The organism is Halorubrum sp. SP3 (genome assembly GCF_005435195.1).
Lineage (GTDB): Archaea > Halobacteriota > Halobacteria > Halobacteriales > Haloferacaceae > Halorubrum > Halorubrum sodomense.
Window position 1 is genome coordinate 31,382 of the sequence record NZ_SGTU01000017.1, and the last position, 14,924, is coordinate 46,305.

7 protein-coding genes are annotated in these 14,924 nt (G+C 70.5%); all 7 read right to left on the reverse strand.

Translation table 11 applies throughout. The features are described from left to right. Window positions 1-29 precede the first annotated feature (29 nt). The 7 genes from EXE42_RS12545 to EXE42_RS12575 all read right to left on the reverse strand — a co-directional run bounded on the left by EXE42_RS12545 (window position 30) and on the right by EXE42_RS12575 (window position 14,897). Window positions 30-1,535, reverse strand: coding sequence for a stage II sporulation protein M (locus EXE42_RS12545; RefSeq protein ID WP_092920702.1), 1,506 nt, complete (start codon window positions 1,533-1,535; stop codon window positions 30-32). 75 nt (window positions 1,536-1,610) lie between these two features. Then, complete coding sequence (locus EXE42_RS12550) at window positions 1,611-4,526, reverse strand: DEAD/DEAH box helicase (protein ID WP_199240752.1); 2,916 nt, start codon at window positions 4,524-4,526, stop codon at window positions 1,611-1,613. Between the two features lie 112 nt (window positions 4,527-4,638). After that, window positions 4,639-7,278, reverse strand: coding sequence for a PAS domain-containing protein (locus EXE42_RS12555; protein WP_092920703.1), 2,640 nt, complete (start codon window positions 7,276-7,278; stop codon window positions 4,639-4,641). A gap of 109 nt (window positions 7,279-7,387) precedes the next feature. Then, complete coding sequence (gene kynU / locus EXE42_RS12560) at window positions 7,388-8,785, reverse strand: kynureninase (protein WP_137706638.1); 1,398 nt, start codon at window positions 8,783-8,785, stop codon at window positions 7,388-7,390. 77 nt (window positions 8,786-8,862) lie between these two features. Further along, the gene (gene leuS / locus EXE42_RS12565) at window positions 8,863-11,550 is read right to left on the reverse strand and encodes a leucine--tRNA ligase (RefSeq protein WP_137706639.1); all 2,688 of its coding nucleotides are present in this window, start codon (window positions 11,548-11,550) and stop codon (window positions 8,863-8,865) included. Between the two features lie 102 nt (window positions 11,551-11,652). After that, window positions 11,653-13,884 (reverse strand): hypothetical protein, encoded by a 2,232-nt coding sequence (locus EXE42_RS12570; RefSeq protein WP_137706640.1) that lies wholly within the window; start codon window positions 13,882-13,884, stop codon window positions 11,653-11,655. Window positions 13,885-13,952: 68 nt separating this feature from the next. Continuing rightward, on the reverse strand, window positions 13,953-14,897 hold the full coding sequence (locus EXE42_RS12575; RefSeq protein ID WP_092920707.1) for a glycerophosphodiester phosphodiesterase: 945 nt from the start codon (window positions 14,895-14,897) through the stop codon (window positions 13,953-13,955). Between the last annotated feature and the right edge of the window lie 27 nt (window positions 14,898-14,924).

Here is a 14,924-nt window from a genome sequence, read left to right on the forward strand (position 1 = left end):
GTGGAGGGCGGGTCGGCGGTCGGCGTCGCTCACAGGAACGGCCGCCAGTAGTACGGGCTGACGAACCCCTCGATGACGGCGGCGACGCCGAGTACGATTCCGATCCCGACGGTCACCCAGAAGGCTGTCGCCAAGGCGTCGGCGAACCGCTCTCGGCTCGCGCGGCCGCGGAACGCCCGCCACGAGACGGCGCCGAGGCGGATCCCGAGCGCGCCGGAGACGACGATCGCGGGGATCTCGAAGATCCCGTGGGGGACAACGAACGCGACGAGCGCGAGGAGGTTCTCCTCGAGGGCGGCGGTGGCGCCGAGCGCGAGACCGTTGAACGCGAGCGACGAGAGCGCGGGGACGGCGAGTCCGACACCGGAGAAGGCGGTCGCGATCGCGACCCCCCAGTTGTTCCCGAAGAACGTCAGCGCCGCGACGGGCGGAACGTGACCGACCAGTCTCGCCTCGATCGAGGTCGGGACCGCCCCGGCGAAGGGGGCCGCGGCCGTCCAGCCGACCGCGCCGAATCCGACCGCTACCGCGATCGCGAGCGCGTGGTGGCCCGGCGTCGACCGCACGAACCCGGTCAGTTCGCGCCACCCGCGCCGGAGCCCCCCGCCGAGCTGGGCTCTGACGCCCGCCTCGGGCGCCGAGACGGGGTCGACCGTCCCGCGGTAGTCCCCGTACAGGGCGGTCTTCAAGAGGTCGAGCGCGGGCGCGACGACGACCGCGCTGGCGAGCGCGACCACGGCGCCGCCGCCGAGGAACGCGACGCCGGAAGCGACCGACGCGACGGCGATCAGCGCGCCGATCGCGACCACGAGGTAGGCCGCGGCGTCGACGGGGTTCGAGCGCACGAAGCCGCCCGCCCCCTCGACGCCCCCGACCACGCCGGCGTCGTCGACGACGACGGCCACCGGCGCGAACGCGAAGAGGATCCGGACGAGCGCGAGGGCGACGAAGCCGACGAGGAGGGCGGCGACCGCGACCGCGGCCCCGAGGAACGGGTTCGCGAGGAACGCCGCGCCGACCGCGAGCGACCCGAGCGCGATCACGCCGATCCAGAGGAGCAGCTCGGCGACGTACAGCCCGAGGAACGTCAGCCAGCGTGATCGTGCGCCGGCGATCCCCCCGACGAGTCCGCGCTCGTCGCGGAGGCTCGCGGCGACGGCCGAGAGCTGACCGGCCGAGATGACGGTGTACGCGACCACGGCGAGGACGACCGTGACGAGCACGCCGGCGGCGAACAGGACCGCGACGGTGGGCGTCAACAGCGGTTCGAACGCGGGGGTCAATCCCTCCGCCCACGCCCGGAGCGCCGCCGGATCCTGGGTCTCCGGCGGCGGTTCGATCCCGCCCAGCGCGTCGCGAGCCGCCGCGAGCCGACCGGTCAGTTCGAGGTGGAGGTAGATCCCGGCGAGCGCGGCGAACGTTCCGAGCCGGGCGATCACCGGCACCGCGGTGCCGAGGAGGTAAAAGGGGAGGACGTCTGCGGGGCGTCGGCGGAGGGTCGCTGTCGCGGCCGTGACGGCGGCGGAGAGGTCCATGTTCCCCGATCGGTCGTCCGATACTTAAACACGGGAGTCCGGCGGACCGCCGCCGGACAGCGGCGAGGAGCCGAGCTAGTCCCAGAACGACTGCGTGCGCGCGTACTCGCGCTCCTGACGGAGCACGTCGCGGTAGAACTCGTCTTCGTCCTCGCGGAGCTTGTTGATGATCCGGGCGGCGTTGTGGGGGCCGACGCCGCGGGCGGCTAAGGCGATCACCGCCCGCTTCCCGTGCGTCTGGACGAGGCTCGCGGCGCGGTGGGCCCGCTCGGTGCGGTGCTCCTGCTCGTCGTCCTTCTCGGCCGCGCGCACCGCGGCGACCGTCTCGTCGTCCCACGGGTTGAGCGCCGCGATCCGGGTGGAGCCGCACTCCGGGCACTCGGGTTGGTCGCGGACGCGCCGGACCTTCGTCGTCTGCTTCCAGTCCGCGCAGTGGAGACAGAAGAGTATCACCCGGTCGTCCCGGATGCGCTCTTTGACGGTCTGGATCACGTCGGCGTCGGCGTTGTCGGGCACGAGGAACTCCGTGCCGGCGGAGCGGCCCGCGGTGCCGAGCGGGGTGCGCTCGCGGGCGATCGCGAGGTCGAGCGAGTCATCCTGAATCCCCGCGAGCAGGTCGGCCGTCTCCGGCACCGCGAGGTCGGCGTGGAACACCTCGCGGAGCGCCTCGTCGTAGACTGGGGTGTCCTCGAGCGCCGCGAGCAGGCGGTCGCCGCCGAACTTCCCTCGCCCCTCCTTGTACCGCTTGACCGCGCCGAACTTCGCGGCGACCTGCGCGAGCGTGAACTTCAGCGCGTCCGAGTTCCTGACGGCGAGTTCGAGGTACGCCTCCAACCGCTCGGGGTCGGTGGTCTCCAACACCTCCCGGAAGTCCCCGACTCCGGCGTCGTGAGGCACCTCGAACTCGATCCGGTAGGGGTCGACGTCCATTCCCACCGACGAGCCGGCGCGCTGGCCGACCAAGGCCGCGAGCAGGCGCGCGAGCGTCTCGTTGACCTCGTGGCCGAACGCGGCGTTGACCGCGACGGTGCGCGCGCTGCCCTCGATCACGATCCGCTCGTCCGTGGGGATCGGGTGACCGGCCTCGACGTGGTCGACGACCGGTTTCAGGGCCGCCGCGACGGTCTCTCGGTCGGTCGGGTACCGCTCCGCGAGGTCGACCGCGACCGCCTCGGGCGTGGAGCCGGCGTTCAGGGCAGCTGCGGCCTCGCCGCGTATTTGACCGACCTCCTCGGCGACCGGCTTCGGGACGGGGATCTCCTGGCCGACCCACGAGGGCACCTCGCCGGTCGGGTCGGGGATCGGCGTCACGTTCACGCGCTCCTCCTCCTCGTCGATCTCCGTGATCTTCCACATCTCGCCGCGCTGGACGAACGTCTCGCCCGGCCCGGCGAAGTTGACGACGAACTGCTCGTCTAAGGTCCCGATGCCCCGCCGCGAGGACATGTCGTACACCTCGTAGGTGGCCTCGTCGGGGATCATCGAGAGGTTCGCGTAGAAGTACTGCCAGGTGCCGCCGGACTTCTCGAGGGTGTCCGTCTCCTCGTCGAGCCACAGCAGGCGGTTCCCGTCGAGCTCGCGGACGACCTCCTGGAACTCCGGCTCCGAGAGGTCCCTGAACGGGTAGGCGTTCGTAACGGTCTCGTACGCCTCGCGCGCGTGGATCTCCCCCTCGTCCATCACCAGCCCGACGATCTGGTTCGCGACCGTGTCGAGGCTGCCGTGGTGGATGTTCGCCGGCTCGACGAGCTCCTCGCCCGCCCGCCGCGCGATGGCCATCGCTTCGAGCGTGTCGTCGCCCCCCTGCGTCACGACGGTCCCCTCGGAGACGAGGTCGCGGCGGTGGCCGGCGCGCCCGACGCGCTGGAGCAGGCGGGCGACCTCGCGCGGGCTCCCGTACTGGACCACGTGGTCGACGCGGCCCACGTCGATCCCGAGCTCCATCGAGGAGGTGCAGACGAGCCCGTCGAGCTCGCCCGACTTGAACCGGTCCTCCACGTCGATCCGGACCTCCTTCGAGAGCGAGCCGTGGTGGAGCTCGATCTCGGTAGGGTCCTCCGTGCCCTTATCCCGCTCCTTCTCCGCGAGCGTTTTGAACCGCGAGCCGAGCGCCTCCGCGGTCTGTCGCGTGTTGACGAAGATCAGCGTCGACTCGTTGTCCGCGACGATCTCCCGGATCGTTCGCACGTGGCTCGCGGTCGTCTCGTCGACCGCGAGCTCGCCCGCGAGCGTCGCGTCGCGGTCGGTGATCTCGGGGTCGCGGACGCGCACGTCCGTCCGCGTCCCGGCCGCGACCTCGACCGTCTCGAACGCGCGGTCGCCCTCGCGGTCGGGGTCGCGTTTCCCCGTTCCGACGAGGAACTTCCCGACCTCCTCGGGGTCGCCGACCGTCGCGGAGAGGCCGACGCGCTGGAACGGGCCCGCCACGCGGCGGAGCCGCTCCATGCCGACCGTGAGCTGGGCGCCGCGCTTCGCCGCGGCCAGCTCGTGGACCTCGTCGATTACGACGTGCGCCACGCCTTCGAGGGCGACGCGCATCTTCGAGCCGGTGAGGATCGCCTGGAGGCTTTCCGGCGTCGTGATGAGCACGTCGGGCGGGTCGTCGGCCTGCTTCGACCGCTCGTACTGCGTGGTGTCGCCGTGGCGCACCGCGACCTCGACGCCGAGGGTCTCGCCCCACCACTCCAGCCGGTCCATCATGTCGCGGTTGAGCGCGCGGAGGGGGGTGATGTACAGGGCGGAGATCCCCTCGCGGGGCGGGTCGCCCGGCGAGTTCCGGGCGTCGACGAGCGCGTCGAAGACGGGTAACATCGCGGTCTCCGTCTTCCCGGTGCCGGTCGGGGCCAGGACGAGGGCGTTCTTCCCCTCGGCGAGGGGCGGGATCGCCTCGCGCTGGGGCTCGGTGGGCGTGGTGAACCCCCGGTCCGAGAGCGCCTCGCGGACCTCGCTCCCGAGGTGCGCGAACGCGTCCATCCCCGAGGGTTCCGCCATGCTGTGATCGTCTATTGTTGGGCGCTCGGGCGATTAAGCCCGTCGCTCCACGAGATTCAGACGGTTGACCGCGCGGCCGAGCGCTGCCGTCGCCGGAGGGGTCGCTCGCCGATCACTCGGCGAGCGGCAGCTTGACGACGAACACGCTCCCCGTCGGCTCGTTGTCCTCGATCCACACGTCGCCGTCGTACCTGTTGACGAGCGTCTTGACGAGGTACAGGCCGATCCCGGTTCCGCCGCTCTCCAGTCCCTTCTCGCCCTCCTGAAAGATCTGCTCTTTGTGATCGTCCGGGATTCCGGGCCCGTTGTCGGCGACCGAGACGCACACCGCGTCCTCCGACAAACCGGTCGAAACCGTGATCTCGGCCACCTGCTTGTCGTTGTGGACGACCGCGTTCGTCAGCAGGTTCCGGAACACCGCCTCCAGCAGGCCGTCAGCCAACACCGTCACGTCCGGGATCGATCCGTTCACCGTGACCGTCGCGCGGTCTTTCTCGGATCGGATCCGTTCGATCTGCTGGTTGAGTTCGGTGCGGAGATCGACCGGCTCTTGGTCGGTTCCGACCTGTAGCAACACGTCGGTGACGTCCCTGGCAGTCTCCGTGATGTCGGCCGCCTGCTTCGCCGCCCCGATGACCGTCCGCGCGTACGTCCGGCTCTGGTCGTCCGGTAGCGAGTCCTCGAGCAGTTCGGTGTACGACGTGACGACCATCAGCTGATTCCGGATGTCGTGGCGCACGACTTGGTTGAGCAGCATGAGGGTGTCTCGCTGCTCTTCGAGCGTCTGCTCGTACCGCTTGAGGTCGGTGACGTCGCGGGCGTATCCCAGAACGGCGTCTTCACCCGTTTCCGGCACCCTGTAGGGGATCTTCACCGTCTGGAGGATGCGCGTTTCGCCGTCCGCCGTCGTCAACGTCTCCTCGCCGACGTTCTTCGGTTCCCCGGACTCGATCACCTCCAAGTCGTCCTGCCGGAACGCCGCGGAGTCGTCGGCGTCCGGGATGATCTCGCCTTCGGACTTCCCCTCGACCTCGTCCGGCGTCAGTCCGTACGCCGCGGCCGTCGCCTCGTTCGCCAGGAGATACTCGCCATCGCGGTTCTTCACGAACACCAGGTCCGGCACGAGGTCGATGACTGTCCGTAGCTCCTCGCGCGTCGACTCAAGGGCCATCTCGTACCGCTTCCGCTCGGTGATGTCTTGAAACAGTCCGAGCGCGCCGACGACCTCCCCCGCGTCGTCGAACTGCGGATCGCCGACCGCCCTGACCCACCGGGTTCGTCCGGTCGCCGTGACGATCCGCAGTTCGAGGTCGTACGACTCGCCCTCCTCCGTCAGCCGCTCGAACGCCCGTTCGATCGCGTCCCGGTCGTCCGGGTGATAGAACTCTATTCCGTCTTCTAGTTCCACCGTCTCGTCGGCCGGCACCTCGTGGATCCGGTACACCTCGTCGCTCCACGTGAGCGACTCGTTGACCAGGTCGACCTCCCACCAACCGATCGACGCGCTCTCTTGGGTGCGCTCGATGAGGGCTTGCGTGCGCTCCAGCTCCGCCTCTCGCCGCTTCTGGTCGTCGATGTCGAGGTGGATTCCGACGGCCCGAACTGGCTCCCCGTCGTCGTCGCGCTCGACGACCCTTCCGACGTCGCGGATCCACTTCCACTCGTCCGCCGCGGTTCGCATCCGGTGTTCCGTGTCGTAGTACTCCGTCTCGCCCGCCATGTGTTCAGACAGGGCGTCTTCGACCGCTGCGAGGTCGTCGGGATGGACACGGCGTTCCCACGCGACGAGGTGCGGCTCGATCTCGTCGGACGAGTGACCCAGCATCTCCGCCCACTGATCGTTGAACTCGACCTCGTCGGTGGTCATGTCCCAGTCCCAGACGCCGATCTGCGCGCCCTCGACCGCGAGTTTGAGTCGGTCTTTGATCTGCTGGAGGGTTCGCTCCCGCTCTCTCTGTTCGGTGATGTCGGTCGAAACCCCACACACTCCCCGGATCGATCCCTCCTCATCGTATACGGGAGACTTCCGCGTCAGTCGAACGCTCTCCCCGGCGGGCGTCGGAACCGTCTCCTCGATCTCGATCTGCTCACCGCCTTCGATCACTCTGCGGTCGTCCGCTCGGGCCTGCGCCGCGACGGCCTCCGGAAAGAGGTCCTCGTCGGTCATTCCGACGGGGTCCTCGTCGATGTCGAACACGTCGCGGCACGCCTGGTTCATTAGGAGGTACCGCCCGTCGGTGTCTTTCAGGAACACCGCCGCGGACATCGTCTCTAACACCGTCTGGAACCGACGGTACGTCCGCCGGTGTTCCCGCTCGCGTTCCTTCTGCTCCGTGATGTCGCGAGCGACGCCGATGATCTGCGTCACCGTTCCGTCCTCCGTGACCGGCGTCAGCTTCGTCTGCCAGTCCGTTGTCCCGGCCGGGAAATCGAGCCGCTCTTCGTACTCGATCGTCGTCCCCTCCTCGACGCACCGGCGGTAGTTCGCTTCGACCGCGATCCCCTGTTCGTCCCCGAGGAGCTCCCGCGGCGTCTGCCCGAATATCGCGTCCTCGGTCAGCCCGGTCTGTTGCTGGTACGCGGTGTTGTTCTGCTTGAACGTGAACTCGTATTCGCCGTCCCTTCGCACCACGTCAAGGAGAAACATCGCGTCGTCCGCCGCTCGGAACATCGCCTCGTAGGCGTTGGTCACCCGGTCACCGTCCGTCCCGGACCGACCAGCTCCGTCGGCTGTGTGTGACTCTCCTCCCATTGGCTCTCTTATACTATCTACGCCACCTCGACTGATAATACTGCGGATGTCAACGGCAGAACCCTCTCGTCAGTCGACCCCGGCCGCGGACTCCCACGTTCCGCGCCCGCTAGGTCACGCCGCCCTCGCTCGTCGCGTACTTCTCGTGCGCGCCGCTGTCGAGAATCGCTTCGATCTCGTCGACGACTTCGAGCACGTCGGCGAACGAGGTGTACGGCGCGGCGGGACAGACGCGCACCACGTTCGGCGGGCGGAAGTCGACGACGACGCCGCGGTCCTTGAGCGCCGCGCTCAGACGCTCGGCGTCGGAGTGTTCGAGTGCGACGTGGCCGCCGCGGGCCTCGTGGTCGCGGGGCGTCCCGACCGACACCTCGGGGAGGCGGTCGTCGACGAGGGCGATCAGGAAGTCGGTCAGCGCGAGCGACTTCTCCCGCAGGCGCTCGATACCGGCCTCGCGCAGGAGCTCCACGGATCCCTCCAGCGGCGCGGCCGAGAGCAGCGGCGGGGTGCCGATCTGCCACGCGCCCGCGGAGTCGGCCGGGGTGTACGTCATGTTCATCTCGAACTGGGTCTCCTTCTCGTGGCCCCACCACCCCGCCAGCGCGGGCGTGAGCCCGTGGTGACGCTCCGCGACGAACAGCGCGCCGATCGACCCGGGGCCGGCGTTGAGGTACTTGTACGTGCACCAGACAGCGAAATCGACGCCCGCGTCGTCGAACTCGTGGGGCACGGCCCCCGCGGAGTGCGCCGCATCGAAGCCGGCGTACGCCCCCGCTTCGTGGGCGGCCGCCGCGATCCGCTCGACGTCGAACAGCTGGCCGGAGCGGTACAGCGCGGTCGGCATGAAGACGATTCCAACGTCGTCGTGCGCTTCCAGCGCGGCCTCGACGTCGCGAGAGTCGATCGTCCGCCCGTCGCGGCTCGGCACGACCCGAAGCTTCCCGTCGGGGTCGATCCCCCGGTGGCGGAGCTGCGCCCGGATCGCGTAGTGGTCGGAGGGGAAGTCAAGCTCGTTGACGAGGACGGCGGGGTCCGTGGCTGTGTTCCAGTCTCCATCGGCCGCCCTGAATCCCTCGTGTTCGGGGCCGTTCCCGGCCAGCAGTTCGTCGAGGAAGGTGCCGACGAGCGTGTGGGTGTTCACCGTGATCGAGTTGCCGACGACCACTTCCTCGGGGCCGGCGCCGACCAGCGGCGCGAGCGCGTCGCCGAGCCGTTCGCCGACATCGAACCACGGCGGGTCGGCGTCGGTCCACCCCGAGATGAGCAGGTCGCGCCACTCGTCGACCACGCGGTCGAGGCTCGCGAGCGCGGCGTCGCTCGCGGGCCCGAGCGAGTTGCCGTCCATGTAGAGGGCGTCGTCCGGAACGTGATATCGGTCCGCGAACGAAGAGAGCGGGTCGGCGTCGTCGAGCCGCGCGGCGAGGACCGCGGGGTCGGCCGCCTCGCTCTCGGCCGTGGAACCGTCACCGGCGAGAGCTTCGCGGGCGGGCGCGTACGGGTCGTCCATACGGGAAGGGACCGCGCCGTCGACTAAGCGTTTCCGGGGGCGGCAGAGCCCGCCGAGCTCATCGCAGGAGTCGGCCGCTACTCGACGATGTCGATGGCGGGGCGGCCCGGCTCCGCCTTGCGGACCACGTCCTCGTCGGCGTCGGCGGCGCGCTCGACGCGGACCGGCGCGTCGAACTCCCGCTCGATCAGCCACGCGGCGGCGCGCAGGGCGTCGTACTCGGCGTCGCCGCCGAGCGTCTCCCGTAACGCCTCGCGGTTCGCCTGGAGGTCCTGCCCGTACGAGGCGGCGGCGTCCCCCTGATCGCGGATGTGGCTCTCGGCCATCAGCTCCGAGATCAGGTTGTCGGCGTCGCTGTCGATCGCGATCGCCAGGGCGTCGTACTTCCAGTCGGGCGCGACGACCACGTCGATCCGCTCCGGGTCCTCGATCCCGGCGACGTCGATTATGTCGCGCACGTCCTCGCGGGTGTTGGTCACCAGCCGGCGCCGGCGCTCGACGGTGTCGCGGTCGACGCTCGTGGTCGGCCACTCGGCCTCGGCGACGAACCCCTCCCGACCGAGCGTCTCCCACAGCTCCTCGCCGAGGTGGGGCGCGACCGGCGCGAGCAGTCGGACCGCGACGTCGAGCCCGCGCTCGAAGACGGCGGGGTGCGGGTCGGCGTACTCGCGGTAGCTCCGGAGCGTCCCCACGAGGTCCTGCGCCTCGCGGAGCGCGACGTTGAACGTCAGGTCGTCGTACTCCGCGCCGGCGATGGCGACCGCGGCGTCGGTCTCGTCGGCGACGTAGTCGTCGATCTCACCGCGGTCGACGGGGTCGGCGCCGGTGCCGCCGCCGGCGAGCGTCACGTCGCCCGCCGCGTACGCCTCGACGAGGTCGTTGAGGCGGGTCAGGAACCGGTGGGTGGACCTGACCCCCTCTTCGGACCAGTCGAAGTCGCGCTCGGGCTGGGCGGCCTCCATCATGAACAGCCGCGCGGTGTCGGCGCCGTACTCGTCGACGATCCGCTGCGGCGAGACGACGTTCCCCTTCGACTTCGACATCTTCTCGCCCTCCAGCTGGACCATCCCCTGCGCCAGCAGGTTCGTGAACGGCTCGCGGTGGTCGAGGCCCTCCTCGTCGGCCAGCACCTTGGTGAAAAAGCGCGAGTACAGCAGGTGCATCACGGCGTGTTCGATGCCGCCGACGTACTGGTCGACCGGCATCCAGTCGTTCGCGCGGTCGAGGTCGAAGGGTGCCTCGTCCAGGTCCGGCGAGACGTACCGCAGGAAGTACCACGAGGAGTCGACGAACGTGTCCATCGTGTCCGTCTCCCGGGTCGCGGGCGCGCCGCACTCCGGACACGTCGTCGCCTGCCACTCGTCGGCGGCGTCCAGCGGGTTGCCGGTCGTGTTGATGAACTCCGGCAGTTCGACGGGCAAGTCCTCGTCGGGCACCGGGACCGCTCCGCAGTCGTCGCAGTGGACCATCGGGATCGGCGTCCCCCAGTAGCGCTGCCGGGAGATGCCCCAGTCGCGCAGGCGGTACTGCGTCGCCTCGCTCGCGCCCTCGGTGTCTTCCGTAATCCGTTCCCGGGCGGTCTCGCTGTCGAGGCCGGTGTACTCGCCGGAGTCGATCACGACCCCGTCGTCGGTGAACGCTTCCGCCTCGACGTCGGGGGCGTCCGGGACCGTCTCGCCGTCCGGGTCGTCCGGCTCCGGCGCGATCACGGGCCGGATCTCGACGCCCTTCTTCGTCGCGAACGCGTGGTCGCGCTCGTCGTGGGCGGGGACCGCCATCAGCGCGCCCGTCCCCACGTCCGAGAGGACGAAGTCCGCGACGTAGACGGGGATCTCCCCGCCCGTAACGGGGTTCGTCGCGGTGAGGCCGGTCTCGACGCCGTTCGGCTCGTCGCCGTCCGGGTCGGCCTCGTGGTGGACGAACTCGTGGACCGCGTCGTCCGTTTCCGCCAGCTCCCGGGCGATCGGGTGGTCGGGCGCGATGGCGAAGAACGTCGCGCCGTGGATCGTGTCGATCCGGGTCGTGAACGCGGTGACGGTCCCGTGTCCTTCGATTTCGAAGTCGACCTCGCTCCCGTACTGGCGACCGATCCAGTTGCGCTGCATCTGGCGGACGGAGTCGGGCCACCCCTCCAGCTCGTCGATGGCCTCCAGCAGCTCGTCGGCGTACTCGGTGATCTTCAGGAACCACTGGTCCAGCTCGCGGGTCTCGACGGGGGTGTCACAGCGCCAGCACAGCTCGTCGTCGCCCTCGACCTGCTCGTCGGCGAGGACGGTCTCGCAGGAGGGACACCAGTTCACGTCGGCGTCGCGGCGCTCCACGAGGCCGGCCTCGTGGAAGCGGCGGAACAGCCACTGGTTCCACCGGTAGTACCCGGGGGTACAGGTGGTGACCTCGCGGTCCCAGTCGTAGCCGAACCCCATCGACTTCATCTGTCCCTTCATCGTGTCGATGCAGTCGAACGTCCAGTCGCGGGGGTTGGTGTCCCGCTCCTTGGCGGCGTTCTCGGCCGGGAGCCCGAACGCGTCCCACCCCATCGGATGGAGCACGTCGTCGCCGCGCATCCGGCGGTAGCGGGCGTACGCGTCCGTGATCGTGTAGTTGCGGACGTGGCCCATGTGGAGCTTCCCCGACGGGTACGGGTACATCCCGAGGACGTACGTCGGGTCCTCGGCGTCGTCCGGCACGTGGTACACCGAGGCGTCGTCCCACGCCTCCTGCCAGCGTTCCTCGACCCTCGCGTGGTCGTATCCCTCCTGAGACATCTGCTTATATACTCGTGGTCGGTTCGGCGTCGTATAGCTTTCCATCCAGTGGTGGGCGGTGACGTCCGGTGACGCGCTCGTCGAGGCGTCCGACGCGGCGCCCTACAGCTTCTCGGCGTTTTGCGCCTGCTCGACGCGCCTGATCGCCTGCTCGATCCGTCTTCCGGTCGCGTTCGCGAGCCCCGGCGGTAGCCCCGCTCTCGCGGCCGCGAGCCGCTCTTCGATCCGAGCGATCCGGTCGAGCACGTTCGCCAGTTGCCGCTCGACCCCTTCGGCGTCGCCCTCGCGGGCGCGCTCCGCCGCCCGTTCCGCGGCGTCGACCGCGGCGGCGAGGGCGCGTTCGAGCCCGTTGACCGCGTTCGACGGACCGCCGCCGGAACCGCCGCCGTCGTCGCTATCGCGGTCGGCCGCCGCGGCGGCGACCGCCGCGCGCGTCTCCTCGGCCACGTCCGCGACGTAGCCGGCGAGCGGGGCCACCCCGGTCTCCGGGCGCTCGATCCGGATCGGCTCCTCGGTCTCGGCCTCGTCCGTCGCGGGGTTGACCCGGTACGCGCCGACCTCGCCGTCGGCGTCGCGTACCTCCGTCGTGTACGCGCCGCCGGCGTCGACGTACACCGCGTCGCTCCCGTCGATCGCGGAGTCGTAGATCCGCCCCGCGAAGTCGTCTTCGATCGCTGACCGAGCCAGGTTCACGTCGCTTTCGGCGTCCGAGAACTCCACCTTCCGCGCGTCCTCGCGGGCGACGAGCGGGATCTCCCCGTCGGCGCCGGCGGTCGTCACCGGCTCGTCCGCCGAGACGGTCAGCGTCTCGCCGTGAGGTGCCCGTCCGGCGCCGTTGACCGTCAGGCGGTGCTCCCCTTCGGGGATCCCGTTCGCGACCGCGACCCCGCGGGCGAACGTCGGAACCGCCTCGGGGTCGCTCTCGATCAGGACGAACGACTCGACGCTCGTCTCGGTCGTCGTCAGCCCCTCGTCCGCCGGCGCCTCGTCGCTCTGCGTCGTCTGCGTGACGCGGGCGACGACCGCGTCGAGCGCCCCGGCCGCGTCGTCCCCGAACGACGGGTCGTCGGCGACGGCGTCGTACCGCGCCGCGAGCTCCGCGCGGTGGTTGCCGGCGGTGACGTCGAGCGCGGGGTTCTCGTAACGGGGCTGTTCCCACGGCACGCCGGTGGTCGTGATGTGGCTCGCGACGGCGTCCTCGACTATCTGGGGGACGGCGAACTCGAAGCTGAGCTGCGGGCCGGTGAACGCGTCGATCCCCTCCAGTTCGGCGGTCTCGACGAGGTCGTACTCGACGACGGAGTCGGCGACCTCGTCCGCGAGCGCGGCGTCGTCGCCGTCGGCGGTCCCCTCGTCGGCCGGTCGCTCGCGGTACCGGAAGGCGATCCCCGTCTCCCGGAGCGGGAGGTCCGTCGGCGGCGAGCGCAGCGCGTCGAGCGACCGGATCGTCAGCGCGCCGTCGACCAGCGACTCCTCGGTGACCGACGGGAGGTCGGGGTGTTCGTAGAGCGGTTCGCCCTCGTACTCGGGAACGACGAACGGGAGCCGCATCTGCTCGTCGCGGGGGAGCCCGTACGCGATCGGGATCCCGAGGAGGTCCTCGACGGTGTCGATCGTCGTGTTCGTGATGTCCGCGAGCAACCCCCCGTCGCCGACCCGCTGGAACTGATCGGGGTTCTCGTTGACCGAGAGCGTGCTGGAGTGCGAGCCGAGCTCGGAGAGGATCCGGGGGACCACGTCGGGATCCGGATCGAGGAACTCGTTGTTCGGAACGCTCCGGGAGTGGGAGCTGGCGACGTACAGCTGCGGGTCGCCCGCCTCGAGGTCGACGAACACGTGGAGTACCTCCCAGTCGTGCCAGTGGAAGTTCGTCGTGAACTGGTCGAACGCGGAGTAGAACCAGAACTGGACGACCGCGAGCGGGGAGTCCTCGTACCGCATTCCGTTGTAGAAGACGGTCGGATTCGGCGGCTCGCCCGACGCCTCGTACCGCTCGTGGTAGCCGTCGAACGCGTCGAAGCCGTCGACGACCGTCTCGCCGTCCGCCTCGCTCGCGTACGGTCGGGGGTCGGTCGGGAACCACGGCTCGGCGGCGTCGAAGTACAGCGTCGGCGCGAACCGAGCCGCGAGTTCGTCGAGCCGTTCCGGCTCCAAGTCGGCCGTCGACGCGTCGTCCGGCTCCGGGCCGGAGCAGCCGGCGACCGCGGCGCTCCCGGCGCCCGCGAGCGCGCCGAGAACCGTCCGGCGGTCGACGCGATCCGCGGGCGCCCTGTCGGTCGATTCGACCGAATCGGTCTCGCTCGCGTCGTCGACCTCGTCGGGTCCCCGAGTCATCTCCTCGATTCACGAGAGCCGAACGAATAACCCTTCTGTCGCCCCCTGAGTCGCGTTCCGCTCGACCGTCAGGGCTCGCGAACTCCGCGAGAGACGTCCGAGACGACGGCGTCGACACCGGTGCCCGCACCCGCGACCGCCTCGTACTCTCGGGCCGAGGCGACGGTCCACGGCAGCACCCGGAGTCCGGCGTCCGCCGCACGCGAGAGGATGTCGGTCCGGAGGCACAGCTCGTACCGCGGCGACACCGCCGCACACCCCAACTCGGTCGCGGTCTCGACCATCGCCGCGACGTCCTGCGGCGGGTACGCCCACCTCGGCAGACGGACCCCTTCGCGACTCCCCGGAATCAGCGGTCTGAGGGGCCGCGCGGGGACCGACTCGCGCACGCCGTAGACGGTCGATACCGTCGGATCGGCCGTCCGCACCGCCTCGATCACCGCCGGGTCGTCGGCGGTGACGGCGAGGTCGTAGTCCCCGTCCGCGCCGAGCGCGAGCGCGTCCCCCGCGACCCCCCGCTCTTTCAGGTCGAGCATGACCCACGCGTCCGCCGGCACGGCGTCCAGCGCCGCCGCGAGCGTCGGCACCGGCTCGCCCGAGCCCGCCACGGAGAGGTCGGCGAGCCGCTCGCGCGGGGTCCGGGCCACGCGCCCGGTGGCGTCCGTCACCCGCCCGAGCGTCGCGTCGTGGAAGGCGACGAGTTCCCCCGTCCCGCAGCGGCGAACGTCGAGTTCGATCCGGTCGACGACCGCCGTCGCCGCCTCGACCGCCGCGACCGTGTTCTCCGGGTTCTCGGCCGCGAAGCCCCGGTGGGCGACGAGGGGCGGGTCGGCGGCGTCGCCGTCGCCGGCGCCCTCGGTCGCCTCCCCGTTCCCGCGCCCGACGCAGCCGGCGAGGGCGGTCGATCCGACCGCCGCCGCTCCGCCGACCGCGAGCGATTCGGTCCGCCGAAGCACCGCTCTGCGGGTCGGGCGGGCCCCCTCGCCGGATCCGGACGAGTCGGTGTCGCTCACGGCGTCGTTCTCGTGGGGTGTTCGGCC